Genomic DNA, 23,262 nt, shown 5'->3' on the forward strand with positions numbered 1-23,262 from the left:
GCAGGCCACAGCCTCCATCCTGCACACTAGCCGGAGACGAGGAGGCATGATGGGGACGCAAGCGAGGCCAGAGCGGGCGAGCGGCCTGCGGGCATGGCGCCTCATGCCGGCCGTGCTCCTGTTGATTATTGGGGCAAGCGCCGCCTTTCCATCGAGTGCGCGTGCTGCGCTGCTGCCGAGCCTGGATCAGGGCGCAACGCCAAGTCCTGCGCCGACGCAGGCGCAAACGATCGACGCCACGAGCGACAGCGGTTCGGATGAGCGGATCGCGCGGCGTATCGAAGGCATTTTCGCGGCTGTGCCGAACCTGAACCGCGTCACCGTTTCCGTGCGGCAAGGCGTGGTGAGCCTGGGCGGCAAGGTCACGGCTGTCGAGGATATCGACCGCGCCGAGCAGATCGCATCGCGCATTCTGGGAGTGGTCACGGTAGAGAACGGCATAAAGCGCGACGTTTCGGTTGGGCAGAGCGTCCAGTCGCTCGGTGTCTTTTCCCAGAAGTTCTCCGATTTCGTGAAGATGTTACCGCTGGTTGCGGCGGCGCTGGTGGTCGCGCTGGTCATCTCTTTGATCGGTTATGTCCTCGCTTCCCTGACATGGATCTGGCGGCGGCTCGCGCCCAGCAATTTCCTCACCGAACTCATCGCCAGCGCCATCCGCTTCGTCTTCGTGACCGGCGGCATCGTCATCGGGCTGCAGATGCTGGGAGCCGGAGCCCTCCTGGGAGCAGTGCTCGGCGGGGCGGGGATCGTCGGTATCGCGCTGGGTTTTGCCATGCGCGACACGATCGAGAATTACGTTTCGTCAGTCATGCTGTCGGTGCGGCAACCCTTCCGCGCCAACGACTGGGTCGTCATCGACCAGTACGAGGGGCGGGTTATCCGCCTGACGAGTCGCGCCACGATCCTGATGACCTTGGACGGCAACCACCTGCGCATTCCCAACGGCATGGTCTTCAAGGCGGTGATCCTCAACTATACCCGCAATCCGCAGCGGCGCTTCGATTTCGAACTGGGGATCGATGCCGATTCCGATCCGACCGCGGCACGGCAACTGGGCGTAGATGCGCTGGCTAAACTCGACTTCGTGCTGACCGATCCGCCACCGGCCGCGCGGCTGGAAAACGTCGGCGATTCCAACATCGTCCTGCGCTTTCTGGGCTGGATCGACCAGGAAAAGACCGATTGGTACAAGGCGCGCAGCCAGGCGATTCCGACGGTGAAGGCGGCGCTGGAAGCGGCCGGTTTCGCCTTGCCGGAGCCGATCTACCGCCTGCGCTTCGACCAGCAGGCACCGCTCAACCTGCTCGACGTTACCGGCAAGGCTTTGCCCGAGGCTGAACCGGCCCCCGCAGCGGCAGATATCCCACATGTCATGGCCGAACACGTCGCCCCAGACGACGAGATCAGCGAGATGATCGCGAAGGAACGCAGGGCAGGGCGCGAAGCGGAGAAGGACCTGCTCGATTCGAGGAGGCCCGTGGAATAGCGCCGCGAGCCTCCTTCGCGGCAGACCTTACGGCTTGCTGGCCGCGGCGATCATCTTCTCGACCGCCACGAACTTTTCGCGGGGCGAACCGTCGCGGGCATTGGCGACTTCGGCCTCGTCGATCTTCTGCCAGTCGGTGAATTTCATGTAGTTGATGCCCCGTTCCGCGGCGAGGGCGTCGAAGCCGGGGCGGCCTGCCTTGCCGGCGCCTTCGCCGATGTCTTCGGCGACTTTCTCGATGATGGCGAAGCCGTCGGGGCGATTGGTGCCGATGGTCCCGGTCGGCCCGCGCCGTGCCCAGCCCACGCAATAGAGGCCCGGAGAGATTCGGCCTTCCTCGTTGGCAAAGCGGCCGTTGCGCTCGTCGAAAGGCACGTCGGGTATCTTGGATGTCTGGTAGCCGATGCAAGCGACCACGAGCCCGGCTGGAATGCGATAGGTCTCGCCCGTGCCGATGGCCTTGCCGCCTTCGAGTCGGGTGCGTTCGACCTCGATTTCCTCGATGCGCTCGGTGCCGACGATCGCCTTGGGCGAGGCGAAGAAGTCGAACTCGACGAGCACCTGGCCGGGCTTGCAGTCCGCCTGGTCGGGCGCGGCAAAGCTGCGCAGGTGCCCCACCGACTTGCGCTGGCCGGGATCGAGAGCTGCGTCCTCGCTTTCGTCGGGAAGATCGGCGGTATCGACCCATGGGCATGCGCGTTCGAGATGGCCGAGTTCACCCAGTTCCTTGGGCGTCATCGCGATCTGGTGCGGTCCGCGACGCCCGAGAATGACGATGCGGCGGATCTTCGAGGCATCGAGTGCGCTCAGGGCGTGGTGGACGATGTCGCTCCCAGCGAATTCCGCCTGCGACTTGGCGAGAATGCGCGCGACGTCGAGTGCGACATTGCCGTTGCCGATGATGACCGCCGTATCGTGCGAAAGCGCCGGGTCGAGTTCGGCGAAATCGGGGTGTCCATTGTACCAGCCTACAAAGGAAGCGCTGCCGAAGACGTTGGGCAGATCTTCGCCCTCTATTCCCAGCTTGCGGTCATTGGGCGCGCCGGTGGCGAGGATGACGGCATCGTAGAGCCCCTGAAGCTCTGAAATGCTCAGATCGCGGCCAATCATCACATTGCCGACGAACCGCACGTTGTCGGTCAGCGCGGTCGCCTCATAGCGGCGCGACACGCCCTTGATCGACTGGTGATCGGGCGCAACGCCGCTGCGAATCAGTCCGAAGGGAACGGGCAGGGTGTCGAAGATGTCGACCCTGGCGTCGTCTCCCCATTGCTTGAGCGCTGCCTCCGCTGTGTAGTAACCGGCAGGCCCCGAACCGACGATCGCAATATGGCGCATGAATGTGTCTCCCAGGGTGTGCGGAGGTTTTCCCGCTGACTCGTGCCGAAGCAAGCATGCCAGGGGGGCAATCCGCAAGCGAAATCGCCAGAAAATTTGGCTCTCGAGCCTCTGATTTGACGGAATAATCTCTTGCCTGGGCCGTCGGGCAGAAGTTGTGCCGGCAGGGGCTGACTTAACCGTTTCGCAAGGCCCCGTGACGCATAGACTTTCCATGGCATTCGAGGGGCTTCCGACATCGCTGGAAAAGGTGCGTTCCAGCGCGCGCGCCGCGCGTGTTTCGGGCATCGACGGCGGATTCGTGAAGCGCCCCGATTCGGCGCAGCCTGCCGAAAAGCTGGAAACGGGTAACTTCGCGTTGTTCCGGTCGGACCTGCCAAGCAGCGATCCCTTGCACTACTTCATCGCGGCACGCTGGGAACTGATGGGCCCGGCCATGTTGATCATGTTGGTGGCGATGGGGCTGTTTTCCTTGAGCTATCCCGGACTGCTGCCATTCGCCTGCGGCCTGATTGCCGTACTGCTCTGTCTCGCCTCGCCGATCTTCGCTCGCTGGGAACAGGCGCTGAACCATAAGGCCTGGCAGCGCTATCCCCTGATGCTCCTTGCTGTCGCACTGCCGATGGGCGTCTTCGGGTTCGGAACGGTCATCTGGAGCAAGCAGTCTTCGGACTTCGACCTGGCCCTGATGGTCAATGCCTACGTCATCCTCATGCTGGTGGCTGTAGCCCTGCTGCAAGGCCGCACGACTTCGATCATGGGCGCGACGCTCGCCTTGTGGAGTAGCGGTACCTTCCTTTCGCGGTCTCCCGGCGCGCTTGTCCTTCTGGCTTCGGGGGGCTGTCTCGCCCTCTATCTAGGCGTCCGGCAGAGCCGCATCGCCCGGCGGGAAGCCGACAGGCTGGCCGAGCGGGAGAAGGAACAGCGCCGGGCCGAAGAACTGCTCAATGAGTACGAGCAGACCGGGCAGGGCTGGTTCTGGGAGACCGACAGGCGCGGACAGATCGTTTACGTGTCCCCGCGCATCGCTCGGCTCGTCGGCAGGCCGATCGAGGAACTGGAAGGCAGGCCGTTCACCAGCCTCTTCGTGCTTGAGGGCCAGCAACAGGAAAGCGAGCGCACGCTCGTCTTCCACCTCTCCACCCGGTCCTCGTTCCAGGACCTGTCGGTGCGGGCCGCCACCGATGAAGCGGAAGAACGCTGGTGGTCGATTAGCGGGCGGCCGGTACTCGACCAGTTCAACAATTTCATGGGCTTTCGCGGTTCGGGCACCGACCTGACCGAAACGCGAAAGTCGCAGCAGCACGTCACCCAGCTTGCCCGCTTCGATTCGCTCACCAAGCTGGCGAACCGTTTCCAGATGTCCGAGTGGCTTGAGAAGCTCCTCAATTCACCGCGTATCGACAGTCGCAGCTGCGCCGTTTTCCTGCTCGACCTCGACCGGTTCAAGCAGGTCAACGATACCATGGGCCACCCGGCCGGCGATGCTTTGCTGATGCAGGTTGCCGATCGCCTGCGCTCGTCTGTCGGCAGCCTGGGGCGGGTCGGCCGTCTTGGCGGCGACGAGTTCCAGGTGCTGCTTCCTGGACATCACCAGCGAGAGGGCCTTGCCCACCTTGCAAGGCGGATCATCGAAGATCTTTCGCAGCCCTACTCGATCGAGGGGAGCCGCGTCGTCATCGGCGCATCGCTGGGCATTTCGGTATGTCCTGATGATGGCACGACATCCGAGGCGATCATCCGCAACGCGGACCTTGCGCTATACGCAGCGAAGGGCGGCGGGCGCGGGCGCCATCATTTCTACGACGAGGACCTGCACAGCGATGCGCAGGAGCGCCAGCAGCTGGAGCAGGACTTGCGCGATGCCATCGCGGAGGGCGCTCTGGAGCTGCACTATCAGCCGCAGATACGCACGACGACCGAGCGGATCACCGGCTTCGAGGCACTCTTGCGCTGGAACCATCCCAAGCATGGCTACATGTCACCGGCCAAGTTCGTGCCGATCGCCGAGGAGACCGGCCTCGTCGCCCAGATCGGCGAATGGGCCCTGCGCACGGCCTGCCGGGATCTTGCCACCTGGCCCGAAGAGGTGCGCGTCGCCGTCAACGTGTCGCCGCTGCAGTTCGCCAATGCCGCGCTGCCGGCCATCGTCACCAGCGCCATCGCCTCATCCGGCATCGCACCGGGCCGTCTCGAGCTGGAGATCACCGAAAGTGTGTTCCTGGGCGACGACAAGTCGACCGAGGCCATGTTCTCCGCCCTCAAGGGCGTGGGCGTACGCCTCGCGCTCGATGACTTCGGAACCGGCTATTCCTCGCTCGGCTATCTGAAGAAGGCGCCCTTCGACAAGATCAAGATCGACCAGAGCTTCGTGCGCGGCGCGACTGTTGCGGGAAGCCGCAACGGGGCGATCATCGCCTCGATTGTCAGCCTTGCTGAAGCGCTCGGCATGGAGACCACGGCAGAAGGGGTCGAGACGCTCGACGAGCTGGAACTCGTGCGCAAGCTGGGTTGCAGCCATGTGCAAGGCTACATCTACGAACGCAGCCTGACGGCCGAAGACACTATTCGCCGCCTTCAGGAGGGACTGGTCGCTCAGGCGAAAGGGCCGCGTTCGGCCCGTGCGGCGCGCCAGACGATGCTGCGCAAGGTCGTGCTGGATCACGAGGGGCACAGCTACCACGCGACGATCCGCAACATTTCGCGCTCCGGCGCGCTTGTCGAAGGGCTCTGGAACGTCCCGGCGGGGACGCGTTTCGCGATTCACCTTGCCGAGAACTGCGTCGCCGTGGCCGAGGCGCAGTGGTGCAAGGAGGATCGGATGGGCGTGAAATTCGCCCGTCCGCTGGAAATCGACGCCAAGGGAGCTGTCGTCTTCGCGCCGACGCGCACGCCGCGCGACACAAAGGAAACGCGAGTCCTGCGCAAGGCAGGCTGACAGGTTCGAAAAGCGCTGCTAACGGCGCTTCCATGACCGAACTCTCGCAGATCCGAAATTTCTCGATTATCGCGCACATCGACCATGGCAAGTCGACGCTGGCCGACCGGCTGATCCAGTTCACCGGTGGGCTCACCGAGCGCGAGATGTCCGCCCAGGTGCTGGACAACATGGACATCGAGAAAGAGCGCGGGATCACCATCAAGGCCCAAACGGTGCGCCTCAACTACACGGCCAAGGACGGCGTGACCTATGAGCTCAATCTCATGGACACGCCCGGCCACGTCGACTTCGCCTACGAGGTGAGCCGCAGCCTTGCCGCTTGCGAAGGCGCGCTGCTGGTGGTCGATGCCGCGCAGGGCGTCGAGGCGCAGACGCTGGCCAACGTCTATCAGTCGATCGAGCACGATCACGAGATCGTTCCCGTGATCAACAAGATCGACCTGCCCGCCGCCGAACCGGAGAAGGTGAAGGCCGAGATCGAGGACATCATCGGCATCGACGCCTCAGAGGCTGTCCTTGCCAGCGCCAAGTCCGGCATCGGCGTGGAGGAAACGCTCGAGGCCATCGTTACGCGAATCCCGGCGCCGCAGGGGGACCGTGACGCTCCGCTCAAGGCGCTGCTGGTCGATTCCTGGTACGATCCCTACCTCGGCGTCGTCATTCTGGTGCGCGTCATGGACGGCGCGATCCGCAAGGGCCTGCAGGTCAAGTTCATGCAGGGCGGTACCGAGCATCTGATCGACCGCGTCGGCTGCTTCACCCCCAAGCGCATCGACCTGCCCGAACTTGGCCCCGGCGAGATCGGCTTCATCACTGCGCAGATCAAGGAAGTGGAGCAGGCCAAGGTCGGCGACACCATCACCACGGTCAAGAACGGTGCGGTCAAGGCGCTGCCCGGCTACAAGGAAGTCCAGTCGGTGGTCTTCTGCGGCCTATTCCCGGTCGACGCGGCGGACTTCGAGAAGCTGCGCGAATCTATCGGCAAGCTGCGCCTCAACGACGCCAGTTTCACCTACGAGATGGAAACGAGCGCGGCGCTCGGCTTCGGCTTCCGCTGCGGTTTCCTCGGCCTGTTGCACCTGGAGATCATCCAGGAGCGCCTCAGCCGTGAATACGACCTCGACCTCATCACCACGGCGCCCAGCGTCGTCTATCGTATCCAGCTCTCGCATTCGAAGAACGAGGAAGCGCAGACGATCGAGCTGCACAACCCGGCCGACTATCCCGATCCCAACCGGATCGAGGAAATCGAGGAGCCTTGGATCAAGGCGGTGATCTACACGCCCGACGAATACCTCGGCCCGATCCTCAAGCTATGCCAGGATCGCCGCGGCATCCAGAAGGACCTCACGTACGTCGGCGGTCGCGCCCAGGTGACTTACGAACTTCCGCTAAACGAAGTGGTGTTCGACTTCTACGACCGCCTCAAGTCGATCAGCCGCGGCTATGCCAGCTTCGACTACGAGCAGATCGGCCTGCGTGCAGGCGATCTCGTGAAGATGAATATTCTCGTCAACAACGAGCCGGTCGATGCGCTCTCGATGATTGTCCACCGCTCGGTCGCCGAGGAACGCGGCCGCGGCATGTGCGAGCGCCTTAAGGACCTGATCCCGCGGCACCTGTTCAAGATCCCGATCCAGGCCGCGATCGGCGGCAAGGTGATCGCCCGCGAAACCATCGCCGCCCTGCGCAAGGACGTTACCGCCAAGTGCTATGGCGGCGACATCAGCCGCAAGAAGAAGCTTCTGGAAAAGCAGAAGAAGGGCAAGGCCCGCATGCGCGAGTACGGCAACGTCAGCATTCCGCAGGAAGCCTTCATCGCCGCCCTGCGCATGGGCGAGGAATAAGGGACCGGGCCCCGTCCGGATCCCGGCCTTCGCCGGGCTGACTGCAGCGTTTCACCCTTTGCTCTGCTTCTGATAGAGAACGTCTATCTGAAGCGATCGGGATGGAAGGATGCAGTTGAGGGCCTTGCGCTATTTTGTGACGCTGGCGCGCGAGGGACACTTTGCGCGGGCTGCGGAGGCTTGCGGGGTGACGCAGCCGACACTGTCCTCTGCGCTGGCTGCGCTGGAGGACCAGCTCGGCAAGCGGCTTGTCGAGCGCGACCGGCGCTTCATCGGGCTGACCGAGGAAGGGCGCGCGATGTTGCCCTGGGCGCAGCAGTTGCTCGCCGCGCATGAGGGCATGGTCCATGCGGTCGAGGCGCTGGACGGGCCGCTCCATGGCGAGTTCCGCCTGGGCGTGATCCCCGCCGCAACCCCCAGCGTCGGTGCCTTTGCCGAGGCGCTGCTGCGCCTGCATCCGGGCATGACGATCTCGGTACGTTCGCAGACCTCGCGAGAGATCGTGCGCGCCATCGAGGCTTACGAGATCGACGCGGGAATCACCTATCTTGACCACGAAAGCCCGGCGAACGTCATCAGCGTGCCGCTTTATGCCGAGCGCTATGTCTTCGTGACTGCTGCCGCTGGACGCAGGCCCGCGCCGGGTGCGGTCACGTGGGAGCAGGTCGAAGGCTATCCCTTCTGCCTGCTGCACCAGGGCATGCAGAACCGCCGTATCCTCGATACATTGATGAGCGGGCAGGGCGTCTCCGTGCGCCCTCGGGCAACGGCGGACGGGTATGTGGCGCTGCTCGCGATTGTGCGCTCCGGCGGTCTCGCGACAGTCATGCCCGAACGCTATGTGGGGCTGATCGAGGGAGCCGACTGGGCCAGCGTCCATCCACTGACGATGGATGCCGCGGTCAGCCGGATCGGCGTTATCGTCGGGGATCGCGCGCCGCTCGATCCGGTGGCGAATGCCGCCCTTGGCTGCGCGCGTTCCATTGCAGGACTGACGGGCGTTTGATTGATATTGTCTATCAGGCATTGCCCTAATCAATTTGACCGTCCGCGCGCGATGTCGCAGCGTGACGGCAAAGAGAAAGATGCCATGACAGATATTGCCGGGATACAGACAGCTATCGACCGCTTTATGCAGTCGGACACGCGCGGCGCGCTGCTGCCGTTGCTTCATGCGCTGCAGGAGGAATTCGGCCATGTCGATCCGGCCGCCGTGCCGCCGATCGCGGATGCGCTAAACCTCAGCCGCGCCGAAGTGCATGGGGTGATTAGCTTCTACCACGATTTCCGGACAGAGGCGCCGGCGCGCCATGTCGTCAAGCTGTGCCGCGCGGAAAGCTGCCAGTCGCGCGGCGGTGCGGCCATCGAAGCGCAGCTTTCGCACCAGCTTGGCGTTGCCATGGGCCATGCGCGCAAGGACGGTCAAGTCGCGCTCGAGCCGGTCTATTGCCTGGGTCTTTGCGCGATTGGCCCCAATGCTCTGGTCGATGACCGGCCGGTTGCCCGCATCGACAGTGCCCGTGTCGTCGCCATTGCCAGCGAGGTGGAAGCATGACCCGCGTCTTCATCAGCAAGGACATGGCTTCGCTTGCCTTGGGCGCAGACGCGGTGGCGCAGGCTTTCGCCGAGGCGGGATGCGAAGTCGTGCGCACCGGCTCGTACGGTCTCTTCGCGATCGAACCGCTCGTCGAGGTGGAGACGGATGAAGGACGCGTGGCCTACGGCCCGGTCGGTCCCGATGACGTGGCAGCCGTTCTGGGCGGCAGCCACGGTGCGCGTATCGGCGCCATCGGCGATCATCCCTTCTTCGCGCGCCAGCAGCGCTTCACCTTCGCGCGCTGCGGCGTTACCGACCCGCTCAGCCTTGCCGACTATACCGCCCATGGCGGTTGGAAGGGGCTGGAGGCTGCCATCGGACTTTCGCCGCAGGACGTGGTCGATGCCGTCAAGGCGTCGGGCCTGCGCGGCCGCGGCGGGGCGGGATTTCCCACCGGAATCAAGTGGCAGACCGTCCTCGATACCCCGGCTGACGAGAAGTTCATTGTCTGCAACGCGGACGAGGGTGACAGCGGCACATTTGCCGACCGCATGCTGATGGAAGGCGATCCCTATTGCCTGATCGAGGGCATGGCGATTGCCGGCCACGCGGTCGGCGCAGGTCACGGCTACATCTACATCCGCAGCGAGTATCCCTTCGCCATCGAAGCCATGCGCGAGGCCATCGCCCGTTCCGCGGGCAAGATCGCGCCCTTCACGCTGGAGGTACGCGTCGGCGCCGGGGCCTATGTCTGCGGCGAGGAAACGGCGCTGCTCGATTCCATCGAGGGCAAGCGCGGCCAGGTGCGCGCCAAACCGCCGTTGCCCGCCATCGAGGGGCTCTGGGGCAAGCCCACGGTCATCAACAATGTCCTGAGCCTCGCGGCAGTGCCCTTCATTCTGGCCGAAGGCGCGCAGGCCTATGCCGATGTCGGTTTCGGCAGGTCGCGCGGCACGATGCCGATCCAGATCGCCGGTAACGTCAGGAACGGCGGGCTTTACGAAGTCGGCTTCGGCGTGACGCTGGGCGAGCTGGTCAACGAGATCGGCGGCGGCACTGCCAGTGGCCGTCCGGTCCGCGCGGTGCAGGTCGGCGGCCCGCTGGGCGCCTATTTCCCGCCTTCGATGTTCCACCTTCCATTCGACTACGAGGCCTTTGCGCAAGCGGGCGGGTTGATCGGCCATGCCGGCATCACCGTCTTCGACGACAGCGTGGACATGGCGCACATGGCCCGTTTCGCCATGGAATTCTGCGCGGTCGAGAGCTGCGGCAAGTGCACGCCCTGCCGCATCGGCTCCACGCGCGGCGTCGAACTGATCGACCGAATCGTGGCCAAGGCGCCGCGCGCGGCCGGAGCGCTGGAGACCATGCCGCAGATCCGCAACGCCAGCCGCTCGGCCCGCTCGCACGACCAGGAAGTCGAACTGCTGCGCGACCTTTGCGACACCATGAAGCACGGTTCGCTCTGCGCCCTGGGCGGTTTCACCCCGTACCCCGTCCTGAGCGCGCTCGACCATTTCCCCGAAGACTTCGGCGGCGGCAATGCGCTGCCCGAAGCGGCGGAGTAAGACCTGATGACATTCACCCGCGAAAAGGATTTCGGCACCCCGGCAGCAAGCGGTGAGCCGGTATCGCTCACCATCGACGGGCAGGAGCTGACCGTCCCCGCTGGCACTTCGATCATGCGCGCAGCCGCCATGGTGGAGACCGACATTCCCAAGCTATGCGCCACCGATAGCCTTGAAAGCTTCGGCTCGTGCCGCCTTTGCCTCGTCGAGGTCGAAGGGCGCAATGGCTATCCGGCCTCCTGCACCACGCCGGTTGCACCCGGCATGGTGGTGCGCACCGAGACCGACAAGCTGCGCAAGCTGCGGCGCGGGGTGATGGAGCTGTACATCTCCGACCATCCGCTCGACTGCCTGACATGCAGTGCCAACGGCGATTGCGAGTTGCAGGACCAGGCGGGCGCGGTCGGGCTGCGCGACGTGCGCTTCGGCTACGAGGGCGAAAACCACCTCGAAGGCTGCAAGGACGAGAGCAACCCCTATTTCACCTTCGATCCTGCCAAGTGCATCGTCTGCTCGCGCTGCGTGCGCGCCTGCGACGAGACGCAGGGGACGCTGGCGCTGACGGTCGACGGACGCGGTTTTGCCAGCAAGATCGCGGCCAGTCAGGACGAGGACTTCCTGTCCTCCGAGTGCGTCTCCTGCGGCGCCTGCGTGCAGGCATGCCCGACGTCTGCCCTGATCGAGAACACCGTGATCGAGAAAGGCACGCCTGATCGCGCCGTGGTGACCACTTGCGCGTATTGCGGCGTCGGCTGCACCTTCCGCGCCGAGATGCGCGGGGAGGAACTGGTGCGCATGGTGCCGTGGAAGGACGGCAAGGCCAACCACGGCCACTCCTGCGTCAAGGGCCGCTTCGCCTGGGGCTATGCCCGGCATGGCGACCGCATCGTCAATCCGATGGTGCGCAGCTCGGTCGATGAGCCCTGGCGCGAGGTGTCCTGGGAAGAGGCGATCGGCCACGTCGCCCGCGAATTCCGGCGCATCCAGAATGCCTACGGCACCCGCTCGATCGGAGGCATTACCTCCAGCCGCTGCACCAACGAGGAGACTTTCCTGGTCCAGAAACTGGTGCGGCAGGGCTTCGGCAACAACAATGTCGATACCTGTGCACGCGTCTGCCATTCGCCGACCGGCTATGGCCTGAAGACGACTTTCGGCACTTCTGCCGGCACACAGGACTTCGACAGCGTGCAGCATGCCGACGTGATCCTGGTCATCGGCGCGAATCCGACGGACGGCCATCCGGTTTTCGCCAGCCACATGAAGCGGCGGCTGCGCAAGGGGGCGAAGCTGATCGTCATCGATCCGCGCCGCATCGACCTCGTCCGCTCGCCGCATATCGAGGCCTCGCACCACCTGCCGCTGCGCCCCGGTACCAATGTCGCGATGCTCACGGCGATGGCGCATGTGATCGTGACCGAGGGCCTCGTGGACGAGGCCTATGTGCGTGAGAGATGCGACGGTGATGCCTATGCCGAATGGGCCGAATTCGTCTCCGACCCCGCACGCTCGCCGGAAGCGATCGAGGACCTGACAGGCGTTCCCGCCGAGGATGTGCGCGCCGCGGCCCGGCTCTATGCCTCCGGCGGCAATGCCGCGATCTATTACGGCCTTGGCGTGACCGAACACAGCCAGGGCTCCTCGACGGTCATGGCCATCGCCAACCTCGCCATGGCGACGGGCAATGTCGGCAAGGAAGGCGCCGGCGTGAACCCGCTGCGCGGCCAGAACAACGTGCAGGGCGCCTGCGACATGGGCAGCTTCCCGCACGAACTTTCCGGCTATCGCCACATCTCGGACGGCGATACGCGCGCGTTGTTCGAAAAGGACTGGGGCGTCAGCCTCGATCCCGAACCGGGCCTGCGCATTCCCAACATGCTCGATGCCGCGACGGACGGCACCTTCAAGGGGATTTTCATCCAGGGCGAGGATATCCTGCAGTCCGATCCCAACACCAGGCACGTTGCGGCGGGGCTGGCGGCGATGGAATGCGTCGTCGTGCAGGATCTTTTCCTGAACGAGACGGCGAACTACGCGCACGTCTTCCTGCCGGGCTCGACATTCCTCGAGAAGGACGGGACCTTCACCAATGCCGAGCGCCGCATCCAGCTGGTGCGCAAAGTGATGGAGCCGCTCAACGGCTATGCCGACTGGGAAGTGGTCCAGCTTGTCGCCAATGCCATGGGGCTGGGCTGGGATTACACGCATCCGTCGCAGATCATGGACGAGATTGCGCGCCTCACGCCGACCTTTACGGGCGTGAACTACGATGTGCTGGAGCAGCGTGGATCGGTGCAGTGGCCGATGAACGAGGCCGCGCCCGAGGGCACGCCGATGATGCACATCGATCATTTCGTGCGCGGCAAGGGCATGTTCGTGGTCACCGACTATGTGCCGACGGACGAGCGCACCGGACCGCGTTTCCCGCTGCTGCTGACCACGGGGCGGATCCTCAGCCAGTACAACGTCGGCGCGCAGACCCGCCGCACCGCGAATGTCGATTGGCACGCCGAGGACCGGCTGGAGATCCACCCGCACGATGCGGAGAACCGCGGCGTGCGCGACGGTGACTGGGTTTCGCTGCGCAGCCGTGCGGGCGAGACGACCCTGCGCGCCAGGATTACCGACCGCGTGGCGCCGGGCGTCGTGTACACCACGTTCCACCATCCCGACACGCAGGCCAACGTCATCACCACCGACTACTCGGACTGGGCGACAAATTGCCCGGAGTACAAGGTGACGGCCGTGCAGGTCACGCCCTCGAACGGTCCGTCCGACTGGCAGAAGAGCTACCGCGAACAGGCGGAAGCGAGCCGGCGGATCGAAGCTGCCGAGCCTGCGGAGTGATCCGGCAATGATGAACACGCGTGAACACCTGATCCACATGGCAGGCCAGATCTTCCGCAATTTCGCCTCGAAGGGCGAAGCGGCGGCGGTTGAGGCGACAGCGGAACATATCCTGCTTTACTGGGACCCGCACATGAAGGCGCAGGCGCTTGAAATGCTGGACGATCCGGACGTCGAGCTGCCCGAGCCCGTGCCTGCGGTCTTCGAGAAATTGCGCGTGGCGGCCTGACGTTTCGCGGGGCAGGGCATGTCGAAGGACCGTACGCGACGCCTGCAGCAGGCCCCTGATCAGGCCTCGACACCCTCAACCGGAATGATCCGGTCAGCCAGCCGCTCCACTTCGGGCCGGTCATGGCTCACGTAGAGGATCGGCAGCGCCAGTTCGTCGCGTACCCGCTCGATCAGGCGCAGGATTTCTCCGCGCCTTTCCGCGTCGACCGAGGCGAGCGGTTCGTCGAGGAGCAGGAAGCGCGGGCCGGACAGCAGGGCCCTGCCGATCGCCACGCGCTGGGCCTCGCCTCCCGATAGTGTCGCGGGCATGCGGCCGAGCAGGTGGCCGATGCCGAGGAAATCCAGCGCAGTTTCGAACGAGAGCCAGCGCTCGTGATGCGCGGCAAGCCTCCAGCCGAACTCAAGGTTCGCGCGCACGGACTTGTGCGGGAAGAGGCGCAGGTCCTGGAACACATAGCCGCAGCGGCGCTGTTCGGGGCGCATATCGATGCGCTTGTCCTTGTCGAACAGGACTGTGCCGGAAACCGCGATGCGGCCAGACGCGGGACGTACGAGACCTGCAATTGCGTCAAGTAGGCTCGTTTTGCCCGCGCCCGAAGGTCCGAACAGCGCGGTCAGGCCCTTGCCGGTCTCGAAGGTGTAGGTCAGGTGGGAAGAACCGCGCCGGATGGTCACGTCGATGTCAAAGGACATGGCGCACCTTTCCCTGGCCGCTACGCCGTGCGAGCCATTCGGACAGGACCAGCGCACCGATCGAAAGCAGGACCGACAGGACTGCGAGGCGCACGACCTGCAGTTCGGATCCCGGGATCTGCAGCGCGCTGTAGATGGCCAGCGGAAGCGTCTGTGTCTCGCCGGGAATGTTCGAGGCGAAAGTTATCGTCGCGCCGAACTCGCCAACCGAGCGGGCGAGGCCGAGGACGAGGCCGGCAAGAATGCCCGAGGACGCCAGCGGCAGGGTGATCGAGGCGAAGGTGCGCAAGCGGCTGGCACCCAGCGTGCGTGCGGCGCTTTCCAGGCGGGTGTCCACCGCTTCGAGCGAAAGACGCATGGCGCGCACCATCAATGGCAGCGCCATGACTGCGGCGGCGAGCGCCGCGCCGGTCCAGCGGAACAGGAAGGTCAGCCCCAGATATTCGGAGAAGAACCGGCCCAGCGGGGCATTGGTGCCAAAGGCGAGCAGCAGCAGCCAGCCGGTCACGACCGGCGGCAAGACCAGCGGCAGGTGGACCAGGGCATCGACGAGGACCTTGCCGGGAAAGCGCCAGCGCGCCAGCACCCATGCCAGCGCGAAGGCGAGCGGCAGGACCGCCAGGATCGCTACCGTGCTGACTTTCAGGGAAAGCAGCAGGACTTCCCACTCTTGCGGGCTGAGTGCGGTCATGAGGCGAAGGGCTTACTGCGTGCCGAAACCGAAGCGGCGAAAGATCGCCTTGCCTTCGCCGGACAGGAGGAATCGGCGGAAGTTCTCGGCCTCGGGATTGCGGGAGGTCTTGAGGATCGCGACCGGATAGCTGATCGGATCATGTGAGGTGATCGGGAACGTACCGACGGCCCGCACTTTCGGGTCGGCCTGCACGTCGGTGGCATAGACGATGCCCAGCGGGGCGGCTCCTCGGCTGACGAGGGCCAGAGCCGCGCGCACGTTTTCCGCCGGGGCGAGCTTGCGTGAAACCGAGTTCCAGACCCCGAGACGGGTCAGGGCCTGTCTCGCATAGATTCCGGCCGGCACGCCGCGCGGGTCGGCTATGGCGAGGCGGCCGTTGCCCAGGGCCTTGTCCAGAGCGAAACCGGGTCCGACTGCGATCTTGAGCGAGCTGCTGCGCGGGGCGGCGATCACGAGGACGTTGCGCAGGAAGGAAACGCGCGTTCGAGGGCGCAGAAAGCCCTTCCTTTGCACTTCGTCCATCCAGGCCTCGTCTGCCGAGACGAACAGGTCCGCCTGTGCGCCGGCCTCGATCTGGCGGGCGAGGGCGGAAGTGCCGGCAAACGAGATCCGCGGGCGGGCATGCCCCTTGGCCGCCCAGCCGTCTGCCGCGGCGTTCATGGCTTCCTGCAGACTGGCCGCGGCCAGTACGAGTGGCCCGGTCCTGCCGCCTGCGGCATGGGCAAGCGGGGCTGCCAAAAGCAGGGCGAAAGAGAGGATCAGGCCGATCAGGCGGGAGAAGGCAGTCAATTCGGGGGTCTCCGCTGGTGCTATATACGATGATATATGGCGTGGGCCGAATGGCAAGGGCGCCCGGGGATTTCAAAGAGGTCTCTTTGTAGCGCCGAGTCGATTCTCGGCTTTGCCTGCTAGGACCCACGATTCGAATGCGAGATCGGTGCGTCAGGTCAGCAGGAAAGCATTGAAGGCTTGTGACTCGGGCCGGTGAACTGGGCCCGGTTGGAAATATTGCCTTGCGGCGCAAGGACGATTTGCCCGGTGGCAGGCAAACACAAAAGTGAGAGAAATCTGTCATGCGCCGCAGTTGCTGCAATGCGTTAACGCAGCTTATCGCTTCACAGGTCCATGTCTCGATGTTGTAATGAAGTGCTAGCTGCTGGGAATTTCCTTCCCAGCAAGCATTCGGATCTGAAACGCCAAGGCTTCATTCGGCAAGTTCTGGTAAATTCGGGGCGTCTCTGTTATAAACGAAACATTGCTGTGGTCCGAACCTAGAAGACTAACAAGGACCGGGGGCATTTGGGGGCAAGATCGATCCGTTCGATGCAATAACGGATCGCAAGGGTCGGCAAATTGGAGACGCCGACCGTTTGAGTGGGGATGCTGAATGAAGGTCGCAGACGAAAGATTTATGGGATTCGAAGCCGGGAACGACCGCAAGAGTGGACGGGCCAGCCGCATTGCGTGTTCCGCGCCGGACGACATGGAAGGCGAAAGCGAACACGATGCACGCGGTCTGGTACTCGCCATCGCGCTCTGCATGGCGTGCTGGGCCGCGCTGGGATATTTCCTGCTGGGCTGATCGGCCGCCGTTCGGGGCCGGTTTCGGATCGATGAGGCGCCGCCGGCAATTAGCCGGACGGCGCCTCAGTGCTTTGGGCGACCTCGGAAGTGCCGGGCAGCCAGCCGCCGGCCGTCGCGGCATAGAGCCTGGCGATGTTCTGGTACTGATTGGCCTTCGATTCCAGCAGGGCCAGGTTGGCCCGCTGGAACGTGCGGTTCGCATCGAGAACCTGAAGCACGCCGCTGTTACCCACTTCGAAACTGCGGCGGGAAAGGTGCAGTGAACGATCAGCGACTTGCGCTGCATCCGCGCGCGCGGCCAGTTCGCGGCTGTCATTCCCCAGCGCGGAGAGCAGTCCCGATACCTGGCCGAACGCCTCGGTCACCACTTCGCGATACTGCGCTGCGGCTGCCTGTGCCTCGGCCTCGGCGCCGCGCTTGTTGGCCTTGAGCGTTCCGCCGTGGAAGATCGGCGCGGTCAGCCCTGCGAAGATGTCGAAGGCATTGAACTTGCTGCTGGTGATCCGGTCAGGCTCCGAGGTCGACTGCGTGATTGAGCCTCCCAGCGTGATGTCGGGATAAAGGTCGGCCGTGGCGACGCCGACGGCGGCGACTGCTGCGTGAAGCCGCGCTTCCGCTTCCAGGATATCAGGGCGCTTGCGCACCAGAGTGGAGGGGAGGGCGACCGGTATCGTTACCGGCAGGGCAAAGTCGTCGAGGCTGAAGTCGGTCGGGCCGAGCTGCACGGGAGATATGCCCAGCAGAACCGCCAGCATGGCACGACCTTGCGCCAGTTGCTGCTCCAGCGAGGGAAGGCTCGCCCGGTCGCCGGCAAGTTGGCCTTGCGCGCTGAGCACTTCCACGAGCGTTCCCGAGCCGGCCTTCTGGCGCTTGCGCGTCAGGTCGAGGTTGCGTTCGTCCTCGGCAAGAAGCCTGTTCTGTGTGGCGATCGTGTCATTCAGGGCAGCAATGGCCAGAACCTGGGTGACGACGCGACCGGCAATCACCAGATGCGCCGCCTCGGTCGCGCGCTCCTGGGCCTCGGCCTGCGCTGTCGCCTGTTCGAGGGCGCGGCGATTGCGACCGAACAGGTCGAGATCGTAGCGGACCCCGGCGCCAAGCGTGTAGAGGTCGAATTCCGGGTTCTCGAACCCGCTGCCGGCCAGGCTGTCGGATAGCCCGAAGGCGGAAAGGTTGACCTGCTGATACTCGGCGCGGGCGTTGGCATCGATTTGCGGCAGCGAGCGCCCCGCCACTGCGGCGATCCGTTGACGCGCCTTTTCCAGTGTTGCGCGGCTCGCCGAAAGGCTGTGATTGCCGATCATGGCCTGTGCGACGAGCGCATCGAGCTGCGACGATTGGAAGGCCTTCCACCATTGCATCTGCGGACCGGCAGCCAGATCGGCGTGTCCTTCGCCGTCGCTTGCGTAACCGGATTCGGTCGGCGGTGCAGGCGGGCGGGCGAAATCGGGGCCGACGCTCGTGCAGGCGCCGGCAAGGAGGAGCGGGAGCAGGACGGCGGTCTTGCGTATCATGTCATTCCCCATGCGGAAGCGTAGCCAAGTCGATCTTGTTCGCGGTCTTCACGCGCATCAGCAGAACCAGTGGTGTCGTGGCGATCGTGATGAGGAAAACCAGGTGATAGACCGAGATGTCGCCGACCATTGCGGCTTGCCGGGCGATCTCCGCTTTTATGCGAACGAGGTTTTGCACCGAGTCGAAATCGAAGTCGGGCCTGGCGTATTGCAGGATCGGATTGTCCGGGCGCACGCCTTGTACGAGGCTTTCGCGCGATGCGGCTGCGTACTGGGAGTACTGGTATTGCAGGATCGAAATGCCGATTGCGTTGCCGATATTGCGGGTAAGCGCGTACATCGATGCGCCTTCGTTTCGCAATGAGGGCGAAAGCGTCGAAAAGACGACGACCGACAACGGAACGAACATCAGGCCGGTACCCAACCCCTGGATAAATCCGATGAAGACGAGGGTATTTTCGTCGACATAAAGGTCCACTTGCGAGTTGAGCAGCATTCCCGCGCCGATGAGGCTCAGGCCCGCAACCAGCAGGACACGGATATCGAAGACGGAGACCAGTTTGGTCACGAGGAACATCGATATCATCGCACCGATTGAACGCGGCATGCTTACGAGGCCGGTCTGGAAGGCCGAGTAACCCAGCAACGATTGGATCATGACCACGATCATCGGCATCGTTGCCAGGGTGAAGATCCCGATCAGGACACTGAAGATCGAGCCGATGGCAAAGTTGCGATCCTTGAAAAGCGCCGGTTTGATGAAGGTATCCCTGGCCGTCATCATGTGCACGATGCTGAGATAGGCGGCGATGACCAGGATCAGGCCGTAGATCCGGATTTCGTCGGAATCGAACCAGTCAAGGTGCTCTCCGCGGTCGAGGATCAACTGCAGCGATGCCAGGGCGATAGACAGGGTAAAGAACCCGAACTTGTCGAAGGGTGCCTGTTCGCGGAGCTTGCGGCGACCGAGAAACACCCACATGCCGATGAATGAAACGATGCCGAAAGGCACGTTGATGAAGAATACCCAGCGCCAGCTCAAGGCATCGGTCAGATATCCCCCCAGGGTCGGTCCGATGATGGGGCCGGCGAGCGTCCCCATCGAAAAGATCGCCATGGCCTTGGCGTGTTCGTGCGGCGGATTGATGTCGAGCTGGATCGCCTGGCTCAGCGGGATGAGCGATGCCCCGCAGGCACCTTGCAGGAAACGGGCGAAGACGATCGTCTGCAGGTCTCCGGCAAGGCCGCAGAGCATGGACGCGAGTGTGAATCCGGCAACGGAGAAGAGCATCACGTTCTTGCGACCGACCCGTCCGGCCAGCCAGCCGCTAAGCGGCGTGGCGATCGCGCCGGCGACGAGGTAGGACGTCAGGACCCACAGCACCTGTTCCTGCGAAGCAGAGAGGCTGGCCTGCATGTGAGGCAGGGCGACGTTCGCGATCGTGCTGTCGACAGCGACCATCGTCAGGGCCATCATCGTCGGAATCGTGATCATCAGCCGCCGGGGCTTAGGCGGGTATTCGATGGGCAGTTCGGTGCTCACGCTGCGGTCGATCCTGCTCTGGACTTAGTGCTTGGCAGCCGGCGAACTGGGCGGCGAGTCCTTGCCGAACAGGTGACGCTCGTGTCCCGTGTCGACTTCGACGTTCGCGCTCAGGCCGGCGCCAAGCGGCAGACCTTCGGGCAGTTCGTCGATGGTGATCTGGACAGGAAGGCGCTGGACCACCTTGATCCAGTTCCCCGTCGCATTGTCTGCCGGCAGAACGGAGAAGCTCGAACCGGTTCCCGGGCTGAAGCTTTCGACACGGCCGTGCATTGCGTTGCCGGGAAAGGCGTCGATCGTGATTTTGACAGGTTGTCCCACGCGCATGTAGCGTAGCTGGTCTTCCTTGAAGTTGGCCTGGACCCAATAGCGCAGCCCGGTCAGCATGAATACCGGACGGCCCTGCGAAACGTAGTTTCCGACCTGAAGCTGGTTCACGCGGGTGACGACGCCGTCCTGCGGCGCGCGCACTACAGTATCGGCCAGGTCGATCCGGGCCTGGGCAAGCCGAGCGGCTGCCTTCCGGACCTCGGGCTGATCGGCAATCGCCCCATCTACCTTGCCGGACAGTTCGGCGCTCAGGCTGTCGGCCTTGGCTCTGGCTGCAGCGATGGCGTCTCTTGCCGTGCGCACGCTCGTAGTCGCTTCGTCGAACTGGGCCTTTGACGAGATGCCTTCGGCGACGAGCGATTTCTGGCGCGCCGCTTCACTGGCCGCGTACTCGTAACGCGCCTGGGCCGCGCTGACTTGCGAAAGAGCTTCGCGATAGTCGGCCTGCTGCGATTGCACCTCGGTGCGGGCAGAGGCGAGGGCGGCTTCGGCTTCGGCGACGGCGGACTTGAAGCTGTTCGATTCGATCCGGAACAGGACGTCGCCTTTCCTCACGCGCTGGTTTTCGCCGACTTCGATCGATACGACCTTGCCGGATATGCTTGGGCTGATCGCAACCATGCCAGTCTGCAGCGAAGCGTTGTCGGTCGATTCGTAGCGGCCGCCCGAGAGGTAGGCAGCCAGCGCGACGAGCAGAAGCACGGCCGGCCCGGTGATCATCAGAATGGTGCGGCGACTGCGTTTGCGCGGGGGAATGACCGTCTCGGCTTCGCTGTCGGCCGCAATGCTGCTCTGGGCGTTCATGCGACTTCCTGTGTTGATTTGCAGCACGCTTATACTAAGCATGGATAGTATCTGCAACAGCAAGGTCGGATAATCTGTGTGTCGCAGCGAATTCCCTCGCGCCCGCATCCGGGCGTCGAAGCGGGTTCGGGTGCTGCGTACCGGCAGTGGTCGAAGTGAAGGGAGGCGTTCGGCCCTTTGCCTCAGGAGGCGAGAAAGGCCTTCACGTCTGCCATGAAGCGGTCGAACTGGTCATGGTGCAGCCAATGGCCGGCATTATCGTACTCGATCAGGCTGGCGGTGGAAAAATGGTCCATGCGACCGTCGAGTGCGGGGCTCGATGCGAAGCTGTCCTTGCCCCAGAGCATCAGGACGGGGCAGGTGATCGCTTCCCACAAACGCACGACATGTTCCCCCGGAAGGTCGACTATCGGCCACACGTTCAGGTAATTGTCGAACTTCCAGCTCCAGGTGCCGTCCTCGTTCCGGCTTGCGCCATGGACGGTAAGGTGGCGCGCCTGCTCGACGGTGAGGAACGCGTTCTCCGTCTTCATGCGTTCATAGGCTTCGCGCAAGGAATTGTACTTGCGCGGGATGCGTCCGGCGGCATCGCGCTTCTTGGAAATCCAGTCGCGCATGCGGTCCGCCGAGCAGTCGCCCATCAGCATGCGGCGTTTTTCCAGCGTCGGGCCAAGTCCCTCGATATTGACGAGCTTGTCGACCTTCTCGGGGTAGAGCCCGGCAAAGCGGGTGGCGATATTGCCGCCCAGGGAATGGGCGATGATCGTCACTTTCTCGTAGCCCAGCGTGTGGACGAGCTGCGCGAAATCATAGACATAACCGTCCATCGCGTAGTTGCCTTCGGGGGACCATTCGCTGTCGCCGTGTCCGCGCAGGTCAGGGCAGATCACATGCCACTCGTGCCGCAGTTCCTCGGCCACCCAGTCCCAGCTGCGGCAGTGGTCGCGTCCACCGTGCTGCAGGATCAGCGGCGGCGCATCCGGGTTGCCCCAGTCCACGTAGTTGAGACGGAGCCGCTGCGAGGCGAAACGGTTCGATGTGGGTCCGAGTAAGCGTTCCATGCCCTGCAAGTGGAACGGGCGCGGCCCGAGGTCAATCGCCGTTCTCCGCGATCGCGTGCACTGGTGCATGAGCTTGCATTTGCGGGGATGAAACTAATCCTTGCCGCGCTCATGCTTGGCAAAGCGGCCCGCTTGCCCCTATCTCCGGCAGCGAAAAGCTTTACGCGCAGGTTTCACACAAGAGGTTAGACGTGGCGACGACGCACAAGACCCGCATGCTCATTATCGGTTCCGGTCCGGCCGGACTTTCCGCAGCGATCTACGGTGCCCGCGCAGGCATGGAGCCGATCGTGGTGCAGGGCCTCCAGCCCGGCGGCCAGCTCACCATCACCACCGATGTCGAGAATTATCCCGGTTTCCGCGAAGTCATCCAGGGTCCGTGGTTGATGCAGGAAATGCAGGCCCAGGCCGAACACGTCGGCACGCGCATGATGTGGGATACGATCACCTCGGTCGATCTTTCGGGCGACAAGTTCACCGCGCAGGGCGATAGCGGCGATGTTTACGAGGGTGACACGCTTGTCATCGCCACCGGTGCGCAGGCGCGCTGGCTCGGCGTTCCCGGCGAGCAGGAACTCTCGGGCAAGGGCGTTTCGGCCTGCGCCACCTGCGACGGCTTCTTCTATCGCGGCAAGAAGGTCGTGGTCATCGGCGGGGGCAATACCGCCGTCGAGGAAGCGCTCTACCTCACCAACCATTCCGATGACGTCACCCTGATCCACCGCCGCGATTCGCTGCGCGCCGAGAAGATCCTGCAGGACCGGCTTTTCGCGCATCCCAAGATCAACGTCGTGTGGAACAAGCGCGTTGACAGCTTCCTGGGCGGCGGCGAGGGCGGCGGCCTGCGGGCGCTCAAGCTGATCGATACGGTGACCGGCGAGGAGAGCGAGATCGAGACCGAAGGCGCATTCGTTGCCATCGGCCACGCTCCGGCGACCGAGCTGTTCAAGGGTCAGCTTGCCATGGACGAGTCGGGCTACCTGCTCGTCGAGCCCGGCACGCCCAAGACCGACGTCCCGGGCGTTTTCGCCTGCGGCGACGTGATGGACCATGTATATCGTCAGGCGATTACCGCTGCGGGCACCGGCTGCATGGCCGCGCTCGATGCCGAACGCTTCCTCGCCGAAAAGGAATTCGCCGAGTCGGCGAAGGTCGAGGCCTGAGACGTTCCCGGACAATCCTCTCCGCTTCCTTCGCGGAAAGTGGGGAGGATTTCCAGACTGGCACCAGGGCCGCGTCGATTC

General features: G+C 64.1%; 18 protein-coding genes. 10 read left to right on the top strand and 8 right to left on the bottom strand.

From position 1 onward, the window contains the following. Positions 1-103 precede the first annotated feature (103 nt). Positions 104-1,486: a mechanosensitive ion channel family protein gene (locus tag JI59_RS18385; RefSeq protein ID WP_007011145.1), complete on the top strand. Its 1,383-nt coding sequence runs from the start codon at positions 104-106 to the stop codon at positions 1,484-1,486. Between the two features lie 27 nt (positions 1,487-1,513). Here the strand turns inward: JI59_RS18385 and JI59_RS18390 are convergent, their stop codons facing one another. Next, positions 1,514-2,824: an FAD-dependent oxidoreductase gene (locus JI59_RS18390; RefSeq protein WP_007011144.1), complete on the bottom strand. Its 1,311-nt coding sequence runs from the start codon at positions 2,822-2,824 to the stop codon at positions 1,514-1,516. Between the two features lie 214 nt (positions 2,825-3,038). Here JI59_RS18390 and JI59_RS18395 point away from each other — a divergent pair, with 214 nt between their 5' ends. The 7 genes from JI59_RS18395 (at position 3,039) to JI59_RS18425 (ending at position 13,793) form a co-directional block, all read left to right on the top strand. Next, positions 3,039-5,762 carry an EAL domain-containing protein gene (locus tag JI59_RS18395; protein WP_007011143.1) on the top strand — a complete coding sequence of 908 codons (2,724 nt, stop codon included), beginning with the start codon at positions 3,039-3,041 and terminating at the stop codon, positions 5,760-5,762. 32 nt (positions 5,763-5,794) lie between these two features. Continuing rightward, the gene (gene lepA / locus JI59_RS18400; protein ID WP_007011142.1) at positions 5,795-7,612 is read left to right on the top strand and encodes a translation elongation factor 4; all 1,818 of its coding nucleotides are present in this window, start codon (positions 5,795-5,797) and stop codon (positions 7,610-7,612) included. Positions 7,613-7,721: 109 nt separating this feature from the next. After that, positions 7,722-8,618, top strand: coding sequence for a LysR family transcriptional regulator (locus tag JI59_RS18405; RefSeq protein ID WP_007011141.1), 897 nt, complete (start codon positions 7,722-7,724; stop codon positions 8,616-8,618). Between the two features lie 84 nt (positions 8,619-8,702). Then, entirely contained in the window at positions 8,703-9,167 is a 465-nt protein-coding gene (locus tag JI59_RS18410; RefSeq protein WP_052117989.1) for a formate dehydrogenase subunit gamma, read from the top strand. Next, positions 9,164-10,717, top strand: coding sequence for an NADH-ubiquinone oxidoreductase-F iron-sulfur binding region domain-containing protein (locus tag JI59_RS18415; protein WP_007011139.1), 1,554 nt, complete (start codon positions 9,164-9,166; stop codon positions 10,715-10,717). The genes JI59_RS18410 and JI59_RS18415 overlap by 4 nt, the downstream gene beginning before the upstream one ends. Positions 10,718-10,723: 6 nt before the next feature. Further along, a complete protein-coding gene (fdhF, locus tag JI59_RS18420) occupies positions 10,724-13,564 on the top strand; it encodes a formate dehydrogenase subunit alpha (protein ID WP_007011138.1) in 2,841 nt (946 codons plus the stop codon). A 10-nt stretch (positions 13,565-13,574) separates the two neighbouring features. After that, complete coding sequence (locus JI59_RS18425) at positions 13,575-13,793, top strand: formate dehydrogenase subunit delta (protein ID WP_138921240.1); 219 nt, start codon at positions 13,575-13,577, stop codon at positions 13,791-13,793. Positions 13,794-13,852: 59 nt separating this feature from the next. Here JI59_RS18425 and JI59_RS18430 read toward each other — a convergent pair whose 3' ends face one another. From JI59_RS18430 to modA, 3 genes are read right to left on the bottom strand one after another with little or no spacing between them, the layout of a single operon-like run. Beyond that, complete coding sequence (locus JI59_RS18430) at positions 13,853-14,488, bottom strand: molybdenum ABC transporter ATP-binding protein (protein ID WP_007011136.1); 636 nt, start codon at positions 14,486-14,488, stop codon at positions 13,853-13,855. Next, complete coding sequence (gene modB, locus JI59_RS18435; protein ID WP_007011135.1) at positions 14,478-15,179, bottom strand: molybdate ABC transporter permease subunit; 702 nt, start codon at positions 15,177-15,179, stop codon at positions 14,478-14,480. The genes JI59_RS18430 and modB overlap by 11 nt, the downstream gene beginning before the upstream one ends. 12 nt (positions 15,180-15,191) lie before the next feature. Further along, on the bottom strand, positions 15,192-15,971 hold the full coding sequence (gene modA / locus JI59_RS18440) for a molybdate ABC transporter substrate-binding protein (protein ID WP_007011134.1): 780 nt from the start codon (positions 15,969-15,971) through the stop codon (positions 15,192-15,194). Positions 15,972-16,593: 622 nt separating this feature from the next. Between modA and JI59_RS18445 the strand changes: the two genes are divergently transcribed. Further along, on the top strand, positions 16,594-16,764 hold the full coding sequence (locus JI59_RS18445; RefSeq protein ID WP_238532445.1) for a hypothetical protein: 171 nt from the start codon (positions 16,594-16,596) through the stop codon (positions 16,762-16,764). A gap of 49 nt (positions 16,765-16,813) precedes the next feature. On the opposite strand, the gene JI59_RS18450 is transcribed toward JI59_RS18445, so the two are convergent. From JI59_RS18450 to JI59_RS18465, 4 genes are all read right to left on the bottom strand, one after another. After that, a complete protein-coding gene (locus JI59_RS18450) occupies positions 16,814-18,292 on the bottom strand; it encodes an efflux transporter outer membrane subunit (RefSeq protein WP_007011132.1) in 1,479 nt (492 codons plus the stop codon). After that, entirely contained in the window at positions 18,282-19,775 is a 1,494-nt protein-coding gene (locus tag JI59_RS18455; protein WP_052117990.1) for a DHA2 family efflux MFS transporter permease subunit, read from the bottom strand. The genes JI59_RS18450 and JI59_RS18455 overlap by 11 nt, the downstream gene beginning before the upstream one ends. A gap of 72 nt (positions 19,776-19,847) precedes the next feature. Further along, positions 19,848-20,957 carry an HlyD family secretion protein gene (locus tag JI59_RS18460; RefSeq protein ID WP_038577909.1) on the bottom strand — a complete coding sequence of 370 codons (1,110 nt, stop codon included), beginning with the start codon at positions 20,955-20,957 and terminating at the stop codon, positions 19,848-19,850. Positions 20,958-21,139: 182 nt separating this feature from the next. Next, entirely contained in the window at positions 21,140-22,018 is an 879-nt protein-coding gene (locus JI59_RS18465; protein WP_007011129.1) for an alpha/beta fold hydrolase, read from the bottom strand. A gap of 191 nt (positions 22,019-22,209) precedes the next feature. Here JI59_RS18465 and trxB point away from each other — a divergent pair, with 191 nt between their 5' ends. Next, positions 22,210-23,181: a thioredoxin-disulfide reductase gene (trxB, locus tag JI59_RS18470; RefSeq protein ID WP_007011128.1), complete on the top strand. Its 972-nt coding sequence runs from the start codon at positions 22,210-22,212 to the stop codon at positions 23,179-23,181. The last annotated feature ends 81 nt before the right edge of the window (positions 23,182-23,262 follow it).

It is taken from the genome of Novosphingobium pentaromativorans US6-1 (assembly GCF_000767465.1).
GTDB lineage: Bacteria > Pseudomonadota > Alphaproteobacteria > Sphingomonadales > Sphingomonadaceae > Novosphingobium > Novosphingobium pentaromativorans.